This is a genomic window from Anatilimnocola aquadivae (assembly GCF_049819085.1).
Classification (GTDB): Bacteria; Planctomycetota; Planctomycetia; order Pirellulales; family Pirellulaceae; genus Anatilimnocola.
This window is the reverse complement of sequence record NZ_CP187419.1, coordinates 1,982,584-1,997,186: the sequence shown is the minus strand read 5'-3', so window position 1 is coordinate 1,997,186 and position 14,603 is coordinate 1,982,584. Positions and strand designations below refer to the sequence as shown.

At 57.3% G+C, this 14,603-nt stretch carries 18 protein-coding genes; 10 read left to right on the top strand and 8 right to left on the bottom strand.

Going from position 1 to position 14,603, the window contains the following annotated elements; genetic code table 11:
• Positions 1–90: 90 nt before the first annotated feature.
• The 7 genes from NA78x_RS07950 (at position 91) to NA78x_RS07920 (ending at position 9,052) form a co-directional block, all read left to right on the top strand.
• Positions 91–1,851: a carbon starvation CstA family protein gene (locus NA78x_RS07950; RefSeq protein ID WP_425617900.1), complete on the top strand. Its 1,761-nt coding sequence runs from the start codon at positions 91–93 to the stop codon at positions 1,849–1,851.
• 127 nt (positions 1,852–1,978) lie between these two features.
• A complete protein-coding gene (locus NA78x_RS07945; RefSeq protein ID WP_425617899.1) occupies positions 1,979–2,506 on the top strand; it encodes a hypothetical protein in 528 nt (175 codons plus the stop codon).
• 230 nt (positions 2,507–2,736) lie between these two features.
• Entirely contained in the window at positions 2,737–3,180 is a 444-nt protein-coding gene (locus tag NA78x_RS07940; protein WP_425617898.1) for an EamA family transporter, read from the top strand.
• A gap of 93 nt (positions 3,181–3,273) precedes the next feature.
• Positions 3,274–6,429: a response regulator gene (locus NA78x_RS07935; protein WP_425617897.1), complete on the top strand. Its 3,156-nt coding sequence runs from the start codon at positions 3,274–3,276 to the stop codon at positions 6,427–6,429.
• 33 nt (positions 6,430–6,462) lie between these two features.
• Positions 6,463–7,290 (top strand): CheR family methyltransferase, encoded by an 828-nt coding sequence (locus NA78x_RS07930; protein ID WP_425617896.1) that lies wholly within the window; start codon positions 6,463–6,465, stop codon positions 7,288–7,290.
• Positions 7,290–7,865 carry a chemotaxis protein CheB gene (locus tag NA78x_RS07925; protein ID WP_425617895.1) on the top strand — a complete coding sequence of 192 codons (576 nt, stop codon included), beginning with the start codon at positions 7,290–7,292 and terminating at the stop codon, positions 7,863–7,865. Before NA78x_RS07930 ends, NA78x_RS07925 begins: the two co-directional genes overlap by 1 nt.
• A complete protein-coding gene (locus tag NA78x_RS07920) occupies positions 7,862–9,052 on the top strand; it encodes a hybrid sensor histidine kinase/response regulator (RefSeq protein ID WP_425617894.1) in 1,191 nt (396 codons plus the stop codon). The genes NA78x_RS07925 and NA78x_RS07920 overlap by 4 nt, the downstream gene beginning before the upstream one ends.
• A gap of 162 nt (positions 9,053–9,214) precedes the next feature.
• Here the strand turns inward: NA78x_RS07920 and NA78x_RS07915 are convergent, their stop codons facing one another.
• The gene (locus tag NA78x_RS07915; RefSeq protein ID WP_425617893.1) at positions 9,215–9,352 is read right to left on the bottom strand and encodes a hypothetical protein; all 138 of its coding nucleotides are present in this window, start codon (positions 9,350–9,352) and stop codon (positions 9,215–9,217) included.
• A gap of 146 nt (positions 9,353–9,498) precedes the next feature.
• Here NA78x_RS07915 and NA78x_RS07910 point away from each other — a divergent pair, with 146 nt between their 5' ends.
• The 3 genes from NA78x_RS07910 (at position 9,499) to NA78x_RS07900 (ending at position 11,627) form a co-directional block, all read left to right on the top strand.
• Entirely contained in the window at positions 9,499–9,885 is a 387-nt protein-coding gene (locus NA78x_RS07910) for a hypothetical protein (RefSeq protein WP_425617892.1), read from the top strand.
• A gap of 11 nt (positions 9,886–9,896) precedes the next feature.
• The gene (locus tag NA78x_RS07905) at positions 9,897–10,325 is read left to right on the top strand and encodes a hypothetical protein (protein ID WP_425617891.1); all 429 of its coding nucleotides are present in this window, start codon (positions 9,897–9,899) and stop codon (positions 10,323–10,325) included.
• Between the two features lie 66 nt (positions 10,326–10,391).
• Positions 10,392–11,627, top strand: coding sequence for a polysaccharide pyruvyl transferase family protein (locus tag NA78x_RS07900; protein WP_425617890.1), 1,236 nt, complete (start codon positions 10,392–10,394; stop codon positions 11,625–11,627).
• A gap of 40 nt (positions 11,628–11,667) precedes the next feature.
• On the opposite strand, the gene NA78x_RS07895 is transcribed toward NA78x_RS07900, so the two are convergent.
• The 7 genes from NA78x_RS07895 to NA78x_RS07865 all read right to left on the bottom strand — a co-directional run bounded on the left by NA78x_RS07895 (position 11,668) and on the right by NA78x_RS07865 (position 14,410).
• Positions 11,668–11,967: a Sec-independent protein translocase subunit TatA/TatB gene (locus tag NA78x_RS07895; RefSeq protein WP_425617889.1), complete on the bottom strand. Its 300-nt coding sequence runs from the start codon at positions 11,965–11,967 to the stop codon at positions 11,668–11,670.
• A gap of 91 nt (positions 11,968–12,058) precedes the next feature.
• Entirely contained in the window at positions 12,059–12,319 is a 261-nt protein-coding gene (locus tag NA78x_RS07890) for a twin-arginine translocase TatA/TatE family subunit (protein ID WP_425617888.1), read from the bottom strand.
• 188 nt (positions 12,320–12,507) lie between these two features.
• Positions 12,508–12,651, bottom strand: coding sequence for a Sec-independent protein translocase subunit TatA/TatB (locus tag NA78x_RS07885; RefSeq protein WP_425617887.1), 144 nt, complete (start codon positions 12,649–12,651; stop codon positions 12,508–12,510).
• Between the two features lie 215 nt (positions 12,652–12,866).
• A complete protein-coding gene (locus NA78x_RS07880) occupies positions 12,867–13,100 on the bottom strand; it encodes a hypothetical protein (RefSeq protein ID WP_425617886.1) in 234 nt (77 codons plus the stop codon).
• Between the two features lie 384 nt (positions 13,101–13,484).
• Positions 13,485–13,616 carry a hypothetical protein gene (locus NA78x_RS07875; RefSeq protein ID WP_425617885.1) on the bottom strand — a complete coding sequence of 44 codons (132 nt, stop codon included), beginning with the start codon at positions 13,614–13,616 and terminating at the stop codon, positions 13,485–13,487.
• A 28-nt stretch (positions 13,617–13,644) separates the two neighbouring features.
• Positions 13,645–13,968 carry a hypothetical protein gene (locus NA78x_RS07870; RefSeq protein ID WP_425617884.1) on the bottom strand — a complete coding sequence of 108 codons (324 nt, stop codon included), beginning with the start codon at positions 13,966–13,968 and terminating at the stop codon, positions 13,645–13,647.
• 157 nt (positions 13,969–14,125) lie between these two features.
• Positions 14,126–14,410, bottom strand: a complete 285-nt coding sequence (locus NA78x_RS07865; protein WP_425617883.1) for a hypothetical protein — start codon at positions 14,408–14,410, stop codon at positions 14,126–14,128.
• Positions 14,411–14,603 lie beyond the last annotated feature (193 nt).

The window sequence follows — 14,603 nt, the reverse complement described above, 5'->3', positions numbered from 1 at the left end:
TCGCCCCCGCTTTCTCCCTAGCCTCAAACGCCCGGCTCTCTTATTCTACTAGTTGTGGCTTTGTTCGGACTTTCGGGCGGTAGGTGCGGCATGAATCTGTTGTGGATCGTTCTTCCTTCGGCTGTCATTTTGACGATTGCGTACTTCACGTACGGCAGCCTGCTGGCGAAATTGTTTCAGCTTGACCCGAAGCGAATCACCCCAGCGGAAGAGTTGAACGACGGCCTGGATTATGAACCACTGCCGGCCAGTTCGCTGCTGCCGCAACATTTTTCGGCGATTGCCGCCGCGGGGCCAATTGTGGGTCCCATCGTCGCTGGTCTCACGTTTGGCTGGTTGCCCGCGCTGATCTGGATTTTGATCGGCTCGGTTTTTATTGGCGGCGTCCACGATATGGCCGCGCTGGTGGCTTCGATTCGCCACAAGGCAACGTCGATTGCCATGGTCGTAAAAGAGCACATGAGCGGGCTCTCGTACACACTGTTTCTCGCGTTCATCTGGATCGCCCTCGTCTACATCATTGTGGCCTTCACGGACGTAACGTCGGGCTCGTTCATTGCGATTGCCAATGCCGAAGCCGGCGGCGTCAGCGGGGGGGCGATTGCCACGTCGTCGCTGCTTTACCTGATTCTGCCCATCGTGATGGGCTTGATGATCAAGTTCTGGAAGATGCCGCTTTGGTTAGCGACGGTGATCTTCGTGCCGCTGGTGGGCGTGGCGATTTGGCTTGGCCAGTTTGCGCCGTTTGATCTGGGCGCTGTCTTCAACCTGCAACCGGGCGACGCCCGTAAAGCGTGGGATGTGCTGCTGCTGGTGTACTGCCTGATTGCCGGGATGGTGCCGGTGTGGATGCTGCTGCAGCCACGCGGTCACTTGGGCGGTTACTTTTTGTATGCGGCGCTTGGTGCGGGGGCGATTGGCGTTTGCTTTGGCGGAGCGACGGCGCAGTATCCTGCTTTTCTCGGTTTTGAAGTCGCCGGCGCTCGCGGCGGAATCAATACGCTGTTCCCGGCTCTGTTCATCATGATCGCCTGCGGCGCGTGCAGCGGTTTTCATTCGCTGATTGCCTCGGGCACGACAAGCAAGCAATTGAAACGCGAGACCGATGCCCGCTCGATTGGCTATGGCTCGATGCTCTTGGAAGCGATGGTCGCCATTATCTCGCTCTGCTGCGTGATGATGTTTGCCCAAGGCTCGCCGCAGTTGGACCTGAGCAAGGGCCCGAACATGGTCTATGCCCAAGGCATCGGCAAATTCATGCAAGTGATCAGCACGAACCCGGGCTTTGTGACGTTCGCCATTTCGTTCGGCCTGATGGCGTTCACGACGTTCGTTTATGACACGCTCGACGTCTGCACGCGACTCGGTCGCTACATTTTGCAAGAATTGACCGGCATGCACAATAAAACGGGCATGTTCATTGGTACTGCCCTCACCGCCGGTACGCCGTTGTTCTTTCTGCTGCGGCATCCCAGCGATGCCAAAATTCCGGTCTGGCAGATCTTCTGGAACCTGTTCGGCGCCAGCAATCAGTTGCTCGCCGCGCTCACACTGCTGGGTGTCACCGTTTGGCTCTGGCAAACCCGCCGCGTGTGGTGGGTGTGGATCGTCACCGGCATTCCCTGCGTGTGGATGTACGCGATGAGCACCTGGGCGCTCATCGTGCTCACCTTGCCACAGTTTTACAGCGAAGGCGAATGGAAGGTACCATCCGATCCTGTTCCCTGGGCCGGCGTGGTGCTGATGATCCTGGCCGCGATCATGCTTGTCGAAGCGATTCGCGTGATCCTTTCGCTCGGCGGACCTGCGAAGCCGGAAGCGAAGTTCTCGGCGAAACCAGCGACGGCGTGAGTTGCGTTCGGGTGACGGCCGTTCGTAGGAATGGCATCTCACCAGCGAGGGCAAGAATTGCTTCGCGGCAACGAATAGACAGACAACGGGGCCCAGCCACATCCACTACAGGAAAGGATCGTTCGGTATGCGCCTGCCGATTTCCTTTCTCGTCGGTTTCGCGGTGTGCCTGCTGTTCATGCTCGGGCAAACGTGGATTCCCAACCTGCCTTCGTACGCGGTACAAGCCAGCCTGATGGTGTGTGTGCTCGGCAGTTTGGTGTGGTTACTGCTACAGCTGGTAAGCGAAACCGTTGGCCAGTTCAAAACCACACAGGGCAAGATCGTCGCCCTCGCCACGTTGCTGGCTTTGTTTGCCCTGACCGCAGCCCTGAGCGCGATGTATTTTTGGGTAGTGATGGTAACTCTCGTGTTATTCGGATGTGTGATGTGGCGAGGGTTTTGCGATTACGCGGAACTGTTTCGCCGCCGTCCGCCCGTCGCGGGGCCAGTAGATTGGGCGGTACTGGAAAATGGCCAACTGCCTCGCTCGGATAAGGCCACTCATGATCGAGTGAAGGCCAAGTTCTCTCACAGTTGCGAAATCCGCGGTCGCTGTGTGCCCCGTGTCGGCCGCTATGGCTTGATCAGTCATCCGCTCCAAATGGATGAGTGAAGCAGCTTGCAATCTGCCAAAACCGCAAAAGGGGGGCGTTCAACAATGGGCTCAATTGTTGAACGCGCGCCTGCGTATCTCTCGGGTTTGCCTGCAAATCGGTGTTCAACAATGGGACCGATTTTTGAACAAGTACGTTCCAAAGGGACGCCGGCTCTTGCCGAAGAACCGCTGGCAGCTTCAGCTGAGATCGATACCTGCTGTTGCCCTTGCCCCGCCTGAGTACGCCCATGAATGATCTCGTTCCAGCAAAGTCCGGTTGGCTCTGGTTTGCAATTGGCTCGGCGCTGTTTGCCGCAGCAACGACGCTGTTGGGCAAGCTGGGCGTCAGTGAAGTCAACTCGAACGTCGCCACATTCATTCGCGTGGTGGTAATGCTTGCCGTGACCGCTGGCTTGTTAACCTTTCGCGGTGAGTGGACGGGCTTCAGTTCCGTTTCGTTACGCGCCCTGTTGATTGTGGTCGCCAGCGGCATTGCCACGGGCCTCTCTTGGCTCTGCTACTTTCGCGCGCTGCAACTGGCTCCGGCGTCTCGCGTGGCTCCGATCGACAAACTCAGCGTGGCCCTGGTGATCATCTTTGCGATCGCCTTTTTGGGCGAACCGCTCACTTGGCAGACGGCCGTCGGCGGCCTGCTGATTGTGTCCGGCGTGCTGATCGTTTCTTTCGCGTAGCGCACGCCGTTTGCTGGGGTAGACTCGTATCGTTGGGCTGTTAGTATCAACATTGCCCTTGATTGCCTTCCCCCGCCCACAAGTGAAGCCCGCGTGTCTACCGCTAACTCAGCCAACTCCGGTGTCTTTGACACCCGAACCATTGAGCCTCTTGTTTACACATCCATCGTCACCACTATGGTGGCGGTGTTTGTGGCCGATTATTTCACGCCCCTCGGTATTGCAGTCTGGATCTTTTTCATCCTGCCGGTGGCTCTCTCGCTGGCGACCTGGCGAGTGTGGATTCCGATCGCGGTGGCAGTCGTCGCCACGCTGCTGATGTCGTTCACGTTCTATACCGACACGCTCGGCCCCATTCCTTACAGCGTGGCTCTGTCCAATCGACTGTTCGGCATTTTCACGATGTGGGTGATGGCCATTGTCGGCTTCTTCTTCGTGCGCAACCGTTTGGCGGTCCGGCGGCAAAAGTGGCTCCAAGTTGGCCAGATGCTGCTCAGCGAAAAGATGGCTGGCGAACAGCGAATCGAACAACTGGGCGAAAGCATCTTGGCTTACCTGTCCGATTATCTCGGTGCCATCGCGGGAGCGATGTTCGTGAAAGATGGCGACCGCTATCGCCGCATCGCGACGCTGGGCGTACCCACTGGCAAGGACATGACCGAAGCATTTGTGGCCGGCGATGGCCTGCTGGGTCAGGCGGCGATCACGCGCCGCGCGCTGGTCGTGCGCGATGTCCCCGATGGCTATCTCACCTTTGGTTCTGCCTTCGGCAAGAGCAAGCCGCGTCACCTGTTCATCGCGCCCGTTCATTTGGAGCACGTCACCAATGCCGTGATCGAGCTGGGCTTTCTGGAAGATGCCGAAGAGGCCGCGACGGACCTACTGGACCGCGTGGCTGAGTCGATCAGCGTGGCAGTTCGTTCCGCCAACTATCGTTCGCACCTGCAAGACCTGCTGCACGAAACGCAGCGGCAGGCCGAAGAGTTGCAAGCCCAAAGCGAAGAACTGCGGGTGATGAACGAAGAGCTTGAGGAGCAAAGCCGAGCCCTCAAGGAGTCGCAAGCGCGGCTGGAGTTACAGCAGGCAGAACTCGAACAAACCAATGCTCAACTCGAAGAGCAAACGCAATTGCTCGAAAGTCAGCGCGACGATTTGGCTCGCGCCCAGACGACCCTCGAACGCCGTGCGAACGAACTCGATCAGGCCAGCCGGTATAAATCGGAGTTTCTGGCGAACATGTCGCACGAGTTGCGCACGCCCCTCAATTCGTCCCTCATCCTGGCGAAGTTGCTGGCGGACAACCCTCAAGGGAATCTCTCGTCGGAAGAGGTGAAGTACGCGCAAACGATCCTGGGCGCCGGCAACGATCTGCTGAACTTGATCAACGAGATTCTTGATCTCTCGAAGATCGAAGCCGGCAAGATGGAACTGCGTCCCGAGAGCCTGCGAGTTGCGCAGTGGATGGAATCTCTGAGCCAGACCTTCAAACCGCTGGCCGATCAAAAGGGATTGACCTTTCAGGTGAGCATTCAGCCTGATGCTCCCGCAGTGATCGAAACCGATCGCCAGCGGCTGGAGCAAGTGCTGAAGAACCTGCTCTCGAACGCCTTCAAATTTACCGAGCGGGGTCAGGTCGGTTTGCAAGTTTCGCGTGTACCGAATGGGAAGATTGCAATCGCCGTCAGCGATAGCGGCATCGGCATTGCTGCCGATCAGCATGAGATGATTTTTGAAGCGTTTCGTCAGGCCGACGGCACCACACATCGCAAGTACGGTGGCACCGGCCTGGGCCTTTCGATCTCGCGCGAGCTGGCTCGTTTGCTCGGTGGCGATATTCAACTCACCAGCGAACCAGGACGGGGCAGCACGTTCACCCTCACGGTGCCGGAAGTATATGGTGGTCCGCTCATCGCTTCTGCTGCAGGTCAGCCCAAGGCATCGCCAGCAACGACCCAGGCGCCCGTCTACCAATACGACAGCCCGCCGAAGGATCAGCCACTGAAGTCGCTGCAACGCGCCCGCCCGCGCGTCGAGGATGATCGCGATCAACTTACGGGTAACAGCCGAATCATTCTCATCGTCGAAGATGACGAGACGTTCGCCAAAATTCTGTACGACCTGATGCACGAGTTGCACTTCGAGTGCTTGATTGCCAATACTGCGGAAGAGGCACTGAATGTCGCCAAGCAGTTCCTGCCCAGTGCCGTAGTTCTCGATTTGGGATTGCCCGATCATTCGGGGCTCTCGGTGCTCGATCGCTTGAAACATGATGCCCGCACGCGGCACATTCCCGTGCACGTCATTAGCGCCAGCGACTACAGCGAAACAGCGTTCTCACTTGGTGCCGTGGGCTACATGCTCAAGCCGGTGAAACGCGAAGCCTTGGTCGATGTCTTCAAGGGACTTGAAACGCGTCTCTCCCAACGGATGCGCAGCGTGTTGGTGGTGGAAGACGACGACGTCCAGCGCGATAGCATGCAAAAACTGCTCGCCTCGCACGAAGTGGGAACGGTCGGCGTCGGCAGTGCGGCGGAGTGCCTGGCACAGTTGAAAGAGAAGACCTTCGACTGCATGGTGCTCGATTTGTCGCTGCCCGATGCGACTGGCTATTCGCTGCTGGAGACGTTGAGCCGCGAAGACAAGTACGCGTTTCCACCTGTCATCGTTTACACCGGTCGCGATCTCTCGGCCGATGAAGAACAGAAACTGCGGAAGTACTCGAAGTCGATCATCATCAAGGGAGCCAAGTCTCCCGAGCGACTGCTCGATGAAGTGACTCTCTTTTTGCATCAAGTCGTTTCCGATCTGCCGGCCGAACAGCAGCGGATGATCGAGAAGGCCCGCAGTCGCGATGCGGCTCTCGAAGGCCGCTGCGTGCTGGTGGTGGAAGATGACGTCCGCAGTGTGTTTGCCCTTACCAGTATTCTGGAACCGCGCGGCGCAATTGTGCAGATTGCTCGCAATGGTCTCGAAGCCCTGGAAGCCATTGAGAAAGCCGCTCAGCCCGACGCGCGTAAGATCGACCTGGTGCTGATGGACGTGATGATGCCCGAAATGGACGGCCTGACCGCGACTCGCGAGATTCGCAAACGGGCCGACAGCAAAAAGCTTCCCGTCATCATGCTCACGGCCAAGGCCATGAAGGACGATCAAGAAAGCTGTCTCTCGGTGGGTGCCAACGATTACATGTCGAAGCCCATCGATGTGCAAAAGCTCCTCTCGCTGGTTCGAGTCTGGATGCCCCGGTAGTGCGATTCGCATCAGCCCCGAGGAACTCGTCACTTGCCGAATAAAACCGAAGACATCGAATTTCGCCTGCTGCTGGAAGCCATCTTTCAGCGGTACCACTACGATTTTCGCGACTACTCCACCGCTTCGCTCAAACGTCGACTCTCGCAGGCCAAAGAACGGTTTGGCGTGCAAACATTTTCGCAGCTGCAAGATCTCGTCTTGCACGACGATAAGATTCTCACCGAACTCCTTTCGTTTCTCACCGTTCAAGTCAGCGAACTGTTTCGCGACCCGCCGTACTTCAAGGCTCTGCGCGAAAAGGTCATTCCGCATTTGCGCACCTATCCGTCCCTCAAGGTCTGGGTTGCCGGCTGTGCGGACGGCGAAGAAGTCTACTCGCTGGTGATCTTGTTTCGCGAAGAAGGTCTCGAAGAGCGGACGATCTTTTACGGCACCGATGTCAACCCGCAGGCTCTAGCGAAGGCGGAAGCGGGGGTGTACGACAGCGAGCGTATCGCGCTCTTCACTGCCAATCACCAGCAGTCAGGCGGCAAGACATCGCTGTCCGACTATTACACGGCAGCCTATGGAGCTGCGGTCTTCGACAAGAGCCTGCGCAAGCGAACGGTCTTTTCCGATCACAGCCTGGTGTCGGACGCGGTATTTGCGGAAGTGCAGTTGGTGTCTTGCCGCAATGTGCTGATCTACTTCAATCGGCCGTTGCAAGATCGGGCAATCGGCCTGTTCAAAGACTCGCTGTCGCGGAAAGGTTTTCTGGGGCTGGGCTCGAAGGAAAATCTGCGTTTTTCGCAACATGCCAATGCTTTTACCGATTTTGTTCGCCAGGAGCGAATCTATCAGCGACGAGGGGATGTGTAATGCCTACCCCACCTATCGCCGTCGTAATCGGTGCGTCGGCTGGAGCCATCGAGGCTCTCTCGCAGATCCTGCCGACGCTGCCGCGCGACTTTCGCTTGCCAATCATGGTCGTCGTTCACATTCCGCCGGACCGGGAAAGCATCATCGCGGACCTATTCCGCAGGAAGTGTGCCGTGCCTGTGCATGAGGCGGAAGATAAAGAATTGATCTCGGCCGGAACCATTTACTTCGCCCCACCCGATTATCATTTGCTGGTGGAGGAGGACCGAATCCTGTCCCTCTCCAGCGAAGAACCGGTGAACTATTCTCGGCCGTCGATCGATCTGCTGTTCGAAACCGCCGCCGATGCCTATGGCAGCGAACTGCTGGGCATCATGCTTACCGGAGCGAACAACGACGGTGCCGCAGGCTGTCGCAGAATCGGAGCCTGTGGCGGAAAGGTGCTGGTCCAGCAACCCAGCGAAGCGCAAGTCAATACAATGCCCTTAGCCGCGCTGGCCGCTTGCCCGGACGCGCGGGCCCTCACACTCAACGAAATAGCAAGTTACTTGCGAGAGATAGGCAAGGCTGAATGACCCCGCCCGTTCCATCACCGGTTTACTTTCTGCTGGTCGACGACCTGTCAGAGAACCTAATCGCGCTCGAAGCCCTGCTGCGCCGCGACGGTCTCGTTACACTTCAAGCGCGCTCGGGAGCCGAAGCGCTCGAGATGCTACTGGCTCACGATGTGGCCCTGGCTTTCATCGATGTGCAGATGCCTGGCATGGACGGTTTTGAACTGGCTGAACTGATGCGAGGTACCGAAAGAACTCGCCGCGTGCCCATCATTTTTGTCACCGCTGGCAGCGCCGATTGGGGACGTCGCTTTCGCGGCTACGAAGCGGGCGCGGTCGATTTTTTGCTCAAGCCGATTGAAGCCGATATCCTGCGCAGCAAGGCTGATGTCTTCTTCGACCTGGCCCTGCAGCGGCAAGAACTGCTCCGCCAACGCGACGAACTGAAGGCGGTGAGTGAGCAAAATGCGAAGTTGCTGCAAGAGAGCCGCCAGTATGCAGCGGCCTTGAAAGAAACCGATCGCCGCAAAGATGAGTTTCTCGCCACGCTGGCTCACGAACTGCGCAATCCGCTCGCGCCGCTCCTCAATGGCATTCAGCTGCTCGGCATGGAACAGCCGGCGTCGCCCGAGCTGCAAGAAATTCACGACGTGCTGGAGCGTCAAGTCCGGCACATGATCCGCCTCGTCGACGATTTGCTCGATGTCAGCCGAATCACCAGCGGCAAGATCGAACTGCAACTCGAAAAGGTTCGCTTGCAAGAGATTGTTCAGTCGGCTGTCGAGACGAGTCGGCCACTGATCGAAAGTGCCAAGCACCAATTGACGATCCATGTTCCGCCAGCGCCTCTCGTCGTCAGTGGCGATGCGGTGCGTTTGACACAGATTCTCGCGAACCTGCTCAACAACGCCGCCAAGTACACTCCCGACGGCGGCAAAATTGTCGTGATCGCCGAGCAGCAAGAAAACTGGGCACTGCTCCGTGTACGCGACAACGGCCTCGGCATTCCCGCCGGCAAGCTCGACGAAGTGTTTCAGATGTTCTCGCAGCTCGATAAGAATCCGCACCGCTCGCAAGGTGGCTTGGGCATCGGCCTTTCACTCGTCAAACGCCTCGTCGAGATGCATCGCGGCACCGTTCATGTGACCAGTGCCGGTGAGAACAAAGGCGCGGAGTTCGTTGTGCGGTTGCCAATCGTGATGACGTAGGATTTGATCAGGTCGATACCGGTTGGCCTGGAAGAGATTGCTGAATTTCGTCCGCCTCAGCCAAAACAGTTTCGAGCAGGGCAGATAACCGCAGGTGAATCGCGAGAGATTGAATCGACTGTTGTTAGCGGATCGCTCGACTGATAAATGCGCCTCAGTTCACTAAAAGCTGCGCTGGTCACACCGAATCTGCCGGCCGATCATTTCGCGGGTCCAATGGAACATCGCAGCAGACCGCGCTACTCGCTCGTGCAGAGCGAGTGCTTCAATGCGTGCGCGATATTCCTCTTCGATGGTCATCGGGACAGTTCTAGTGAAACTTCTGCGTCGCTGGGCCGGCAAGTTCAAGTTTGACACTCGTCATCAATCTGCTAGTTTGCCAGCAATGTTCTTTCTGGCCGCGTCCGTCGGAAGCGGCTCTTCTCAGCGGCAACGGAGGCAGGGCGATGACTCGTTTTCAGTACCTTGGTCTGCTGGCGGTCGTTTGTTTCGGTTTGCTCGCAGTGGCGGCGGTCAACTCCAATGCCCAGAAAGGGGCTCCCGGGAATCCGCCCCGAGTGGCCTTCGGCGGTTCCGGAGCCGATATCATGCACATGGGCCCCTTCGTGCAAATCAAAGGGAAAGAAGAAGTTTCCGTGCTGTCGAGTGGCCAAGCGGCGCTGTTCCGGTTCTACAACGACGGCGAACAGGCCGTTCGAATCTTCGGCGGCGCGGGCTCGGAAATCGCCAAAATTGAACCCGGCAAGTTTCAGTTTGTTGGCGATACACACTTGAAGATCGTGGGAACTGAAAAGGACAAAGCCACAACGGTGTACGTCGTCTATCAGAAGTAAGCTCCCCCCACATGAAACTGCTGCCCCTGCTGAAGTACTTTCTCGCCCTACTCTCGCTGGGGCTCATCATTGGCTGGGGCTTCAGTCTGGTGTATGAGTTTGGCTACTTTCACCGCACGTTTCATCCGCAACCGATGGTGCGAGGATATGTCGGCTGCGGCAGTGGCTCGCTCCACTACTCTGTCGCTCCGTACCTATTCGACAGACGAGGTTTCGTCTCCAACGAACTGCGTGGCAATTTCGACTTTCGCCGAGCGGTCGGCACGTTTTACCACCAACGCCGGCCTTGGTTCATCGGTAGCGTCCCTATCTGCTGCGTGCTCACCGTACTGCTCCCGCTGGCGATTGGTCTCTGGAATCGATTTCGGTTTTCCTTTTGGATGTACGTTGCCTGGACAGGTTTGATTGCCGCCCAAGTTGCCTGGTTTGGCGCGGGTTGAACACAGCCTGCCTTGAAAACAAGCGCAGCGACTCCTCTTCACCCTTCCACGCGTGGAAACCCTCTGATGCAACGACGCGACTTTCTGGCGACCTCGTTTGGTTCGGTGTTGGCTGCGACCATTGCCTCGTCCCTGCCTGCTCAAGAGAAACGCCAGCCGAGAGTGGTGCTGCGGTCGGGTTGGCAAACGGTGAACATTGGCGATATCGGCCATACACCGGGCGTGCTGACGATCCTCGAGAAGCACTTGCCGGGGCTCGACGTCCGGCTGTGGCCCAGCAGCGTTGGCGATGGAGTAGAAGCGTTGCTGCTCAAGCGATTCCCCAACTTGAAGATTGTCAAAACGAAGGCCGAGATCGATCAGACGTTCGCTGAATGCGACTTTCTGTTGCACGGTTCGGGTTCAGGATTCGTCGCCGTAAAAGATGTCGGCCGCTGGCATAGGGAAGCCAAGAAGCCGTTCGGCATCTTCGGCATCTCGCACGCTGCCGAGATCAGCGACAACTCGAAGGAACTCCTTAGCGCCTCGAAGTTCAACTACTTCCGCGACTCGCACTCCTTGGCCGCGATGAAAAAAGCTGGCGTCACTTGCCCTGTGATGGAGTTTGGTCCCGACGGTGCTTTTGCCGTCGATCTGCGGAATGATGCTGCTGCGGATCAATACTTGAAGGAGAACGATCTGCAGCCTGGCAAGTTCATGTGCTGCATTCCCCGCTTGCGCTACACGCCCTATTGGCTCATCAAAAAGGGTCGCGCGTTCGAAGAAGCGAAGCATGCCCGCAACGAAGAGATGAAGGATCACGACCACGCGCCGCTGCGCGAGGCCATCGTCGCCCTCGTTCGCGAGACCGATCTGAAGGTACTGGTCTGCCCGGAAGACATGTCGCACATGGCCGTCGGCAAAGAACAGATCATCGACAAGTTGCCCGCCGACGTAAAAAAGCGAGTTGTCTGGCGCGAGAACTATTGGCTCACCGACGAAGCACTCAGCACTTACGTGCGCAGTGCCGGCCTGTTCGGCAACGAGATGCACAGCCCGATCATGTGCATCGGCAATGGTGTGCCGGCCATCGTCTGCCGCTTCTCCGAGCAGACTACCAAGGGCTGGATGTGGGACGACATCGGCCTGAAAGAATGGCTCTTCGATCACGATCTCGACGAAGCCCATAAGGGACTAACCGCCGCCGTGCTGGCCATTGCCAAAGATCCCGCCGCCGCGAAAGCCAAAGTTGCGAAGGCTCACGCGTTCGTGCAAGAACGCCAGCGCGCGATGTGCGAAACACTGAAGAAATCGCTGGCGTAGTCGCGGACGCTGCCGGCTCAGGAAATAATTGGCGATCGAACTACGCGGCGTCTTGTTGATTCGAAGCGCTGGGTGGCGCTGGTGGGGGCTCGAACTTGGGGGCCGAGACATCGTCGTAATCGTCGTAGTCGCTGTACGATTTTTTCGGCGGCGTGGGGCGCGTCGGCGTGGCATCCATCACATCGTTAAAGTTCACCTGCGATTGCAGGTCGGTCAGGCCGCGGCGAAATTCGCGATAGCTCTTCCCGAACTTGCGGGCAACGTCCGGCAAGTTCTTGCCGAACAGCAAAATGGCCACGATCCCCAGGATCACGAGTTCTGATGTTCCTAATCCAAACATAGGCTAGCTATCCAGCAAAGGCGGGAAGTGTCTTACCAGGGCGGGCGGCGAGCGAAGCCAAGGCGAGTTTCGCAGCCCGACGACCTACGAATCAGTCGTTCCGGGCGATCTTGTCGGACGGAACGGTTTCTTCGCTCTTCTTTTCGGTTTGCTTGCCGCTGGGTTTCAATTCAGGCTTCTCTTCGGGCTCTTCTTCCTGCGTGTTCAAGCCATGCTTGAAGTCTTTAATGCCCTTGCCCAGAGAGAACATAACGCTGGGGAGCCGATGACCGAACAAGATCAAAATGATCACACACAGGATGATCAGTTCAGTTTGGCCGATACCAAACACGGCAAGCAGCGAAAGGTCCATGTGTCAGTCTCTGTAGAGCACGAGCAAAAGGTGGGAACGAACAAGCCAAAGAGAAGGGAACCAACCAGCGGCGCTGCGGCAGAATGGCCGCAGCGGCGAAAACGGAACGCCAGCTGCCTTGTTTGAGCTGCCTTCAGTATAGTCGGCAGACGCAAATCGTGCGCGAGCTGGCGAGACGATGCCACGACTTAGGTGGCGTCAGAATTCATGCCCTCTTTGAACTGCTTCAGGCCTTGCCCGAGCGATTTCATGGCCATGGGCAAGCGCGTGCCAAACAGCAACAGCACGACAACCCCGACAACGATCAGTTCTGTGGTACCAATTCCGAACATCGCAGCGCCCTCGCAAACAGGTGGGAAGTTGACCAACCAGCGGCGAGAGCATCAGTCAGCCCAGACGGGCAACTTTAGAACCAGCGGATTGGGGCCGCGGCCCGCACAAATAGGCGACCGCAGCGGAAGTACCTCGATTCTACGCAAAAGTGAGGCAGCGTGTCAAATTCAACGTCGAGCGGGTAGTGCGTCAGTTTGAAATTCGGAATTCTTGGCTATTCCCACGCTTCCGGCCTCACCTTCCGGTCGATCTGTTCCAGGGGCCAGAAAACCTTTGTCGCAATTCGTCCGCCAAATCGATAGCGAAAATGGCCGGGAAATAGATCTGACAAGAACGTCTCGCGTTTATGCATCGAAGGCTTTAGCACCAACGCCAAATAGCTCCCGACGTACAGCACCGGCAGGAGTAGCAAGACGATGGCGACAATAAGGGGTGCGCGGTTGGTCATCGTGAAGCTCCGCGAAAATCATTTACGGCTTCCCAGATGACACCAACTAAAAATGCTAAAACCAACGCATAGAAGGCGATCCAGATTAAGGCCCCTACAGGAGCTGGCGCTGCGCCGCAGAGATTCAAGACACCGGATGCGATCAAAATTACGAAGACTCCTTTATGGCCCAAATGCCGCAGCATTGTGGCAAGGCTCTTTCGTTTCGCAGTTCTCGCGCTAAGACGCTCGTCCATGCACCCATTCTACCCGCGCACGAAAAAGCCCCGCCAGTGTGACGGGGCAAGCGTTTTGCGGAAAGGGTCGCGATGGGTGGCCGTAGCCCGAAGCCGTGCTTCGGGTAGGGCGGGCAATCGCGGTTCAGAAACGAAGCACGGCTTCGTTCTACGGGTTGGCCAAATCTACTGGCATCCCCTGCGGCACGACCACCGCCAGATAGCTCCCCACGTACAGCACCGGCAGGAGTAGCAAGACGATGGCGACGATGAGTGGTGCGGCGGAACGGGTAGTAGGCATGATGAGATTATTCCGTTCGCTCGTCTAGCTAAGCTTTTGGTCGTCCGAACTCGTCAATCGTGATCTTCTTCTTCGGTGCCTCATACAATTGAAAACGCATCCCGTCGATTTCACCTGCCGTACTCTGCTCCGGTTGAAAGACTTGTTCGTACTCTGCGATGATTGCTGAAACCGACTTGCCATTGAAGCAAACGAATATTCCCTCTTTGCCAACGTGTTGAAGCATGGATAGCTTGATGCCGTTTAGCTTGCCTCTTAGATCCTTGGGCAATCGGGGGAGAATTCGGTTCACTGCTCCAATGACGCGATCCTGATTTTCGCATGAGACTACGATGTCGCCGCAATCTTCCATGATAGTGCCCTTTATCAATTTGCGTGAACCAGCCGGGCACTCATTCTACCCGCGCACGAAAAAGCCCCGCCAGTGTGACGGGGCGAGGAACTGTTTGGCTTCGGTGAATATGAAAACCTAACCCGCGACGGCTTGCTTCCCGAGCGAGAAGGCCGAATTAGAGGCGGGGTAAGCTGACAGCTTGGGAATCCTCGATGAGATCGTACAGCGACCACGCTTCCGGCCTTACTTTCCGGTCAATCTGTTCCAGTGGCCAGAAGAAGCGACTCGCCAACTTACTGCCCACGCGATAGGCTCCGACATTTCGCTGTCGCGCAAAGAACGCTTCCTTTTCATCCGCACTGACGTTAACCAGTGCCAGATAACTCCCCACGTACAGCACCGGCAGGAGCAGCAGGACGATGGCGAAGATGAGCGGTGCGCGGCATCTATCCATTCGCATTGCCTGAGATTCGAGTGTGTCGGTTGAGATAGATTAGCGCTAAAGCAGAGGCGAACAGGAGACCCAGCAGGGCCATGCAAGGAACAATGGCAATTGGCTCGTTGCGATCAACCGCCCGCTCGGAAAGGCCGCAGAGGGACGCTGCACTTCCCAAGAGAGCGAATGCCGCAAACCACTTGAGAAAACTAAACAT

Excerpts from the sequence above, each read along its gene's own strand:
- NA78x_RS07950 (WP_425617900.1), top strand. The coding sequence starts at position 91 with ATGAATCTGTTGTGGATCGTTCTTCCTTCGGCTGTCATTTTGACGATT.
- NA78x_RS07945 (WP_425617899.1), top strand. The coding sequence starts at position 1,979 with ATGCGCCTGCCGATTTCCTTTCTCGTCGGTTTCGCGGTGTGCCTGCTG.
- NA78x_RS07940 (WP_425617898.1), top strand. The coding sequence starts at position 2,737 with ATGAATGATCTCGTTCCAGCAAAGTCCGGTTGGCTCTGGTTTGCAATT.
- NA78x_RS07925 (WP_425617895.1), top strand. The coding sequence starts at position 7,290 with ATGCCTACCCCACCTATCGCCGTCGTAATCGGTGCGTCGGCTGGAGCC.
- NA78x_RS07920 (WP_425617894.1), top strand. The coding sequence starts at position 7,862 with ATGACCCCGCCCGTTCCATCACCGGTTTACTTTCTGCTGGTCGACGAC.
- NA78x_RS07915 (WP_425617893.1), bottom strand. The coding sequence starts at position 9,352 with ATGACCATCGAAGAGGAATATCGCGCACGCATTGAAGCACTCGCTCTG.
- NA78x_RS07910 (WP_425617892.1), top strand. The coding sequence starts at position 9,499 with ATGACTCGTTTTCAGTACCTTGGTCTGCTGGCGGTCGTTTGTTTCGGT.
- NA78x_RS07905 (WP_425617891.1), top strand. The coding sequence starts at position 9,897 with ATGAAACTGCTGCCCCTGCTGAAGTACTTTCTCGCCCTACTCTCGCTG.
- NA78x_RS07900 (WP_425617890.1), top strand. The coding sequence starts at position 10,392 with ATGCAACGACGCGACTTTCTGGCGACCTCGTTTGGTTCGGTGTTGGCT.
- NA78x_RS07895 (WP_425617889.1), bottom strand. The coding sequence starts at position 11,967 with ATGTTTGGATTAGGAACATCAGAACTCGTGATCCTGGGGATCGTGGCC.
- NA78x_RS07890 (WP_425617888.1), bottom strand. The coding sequence starts at position 12,319 with ATGGACCTTTCGCTGCTTGCCGTGTTTGGTATCGGCCAAACTGAACTG.
- NA78x_RS07885 (WP_425617887.1), bottom strand. The coding sequence starts at position 12,651 with ATGTTCGGAATTGGTACCACAGAACTGATCGTTGTCGGGGTTGTCGTG.
- NA78x_RS07880 (WP_425617886.1), bottom strand. The coding sequence starts at position 13,100 with ATGACCAACCGCGCACCCCTTATTGTCGCCATCGTCTTGCTACTCCTG.
- NA78x_RS07875 (WP_425617885.1), bottom strand. The coding sequence starts at position 13,616 with ATGCCTACTACCCGTTCCGCCGCACCACTCATCGTCGCCATCGTCTTG.
- NA78x_RS07870 (WP_425617884.1), bottom strand. The coding sequence starts at position 13,968 with ATGGAAGATTGCGGCGACATCGTAGTCTCATGCGAAAATCAGGATCGC.
- NA78x_RS07865 (WP_425617883.1), bottom strand. The coding sequence starts at position 14,410 with ATGCGAATGGATAGATGCCGCGCACCGCTCATCTTCGCCATCGTCCTG.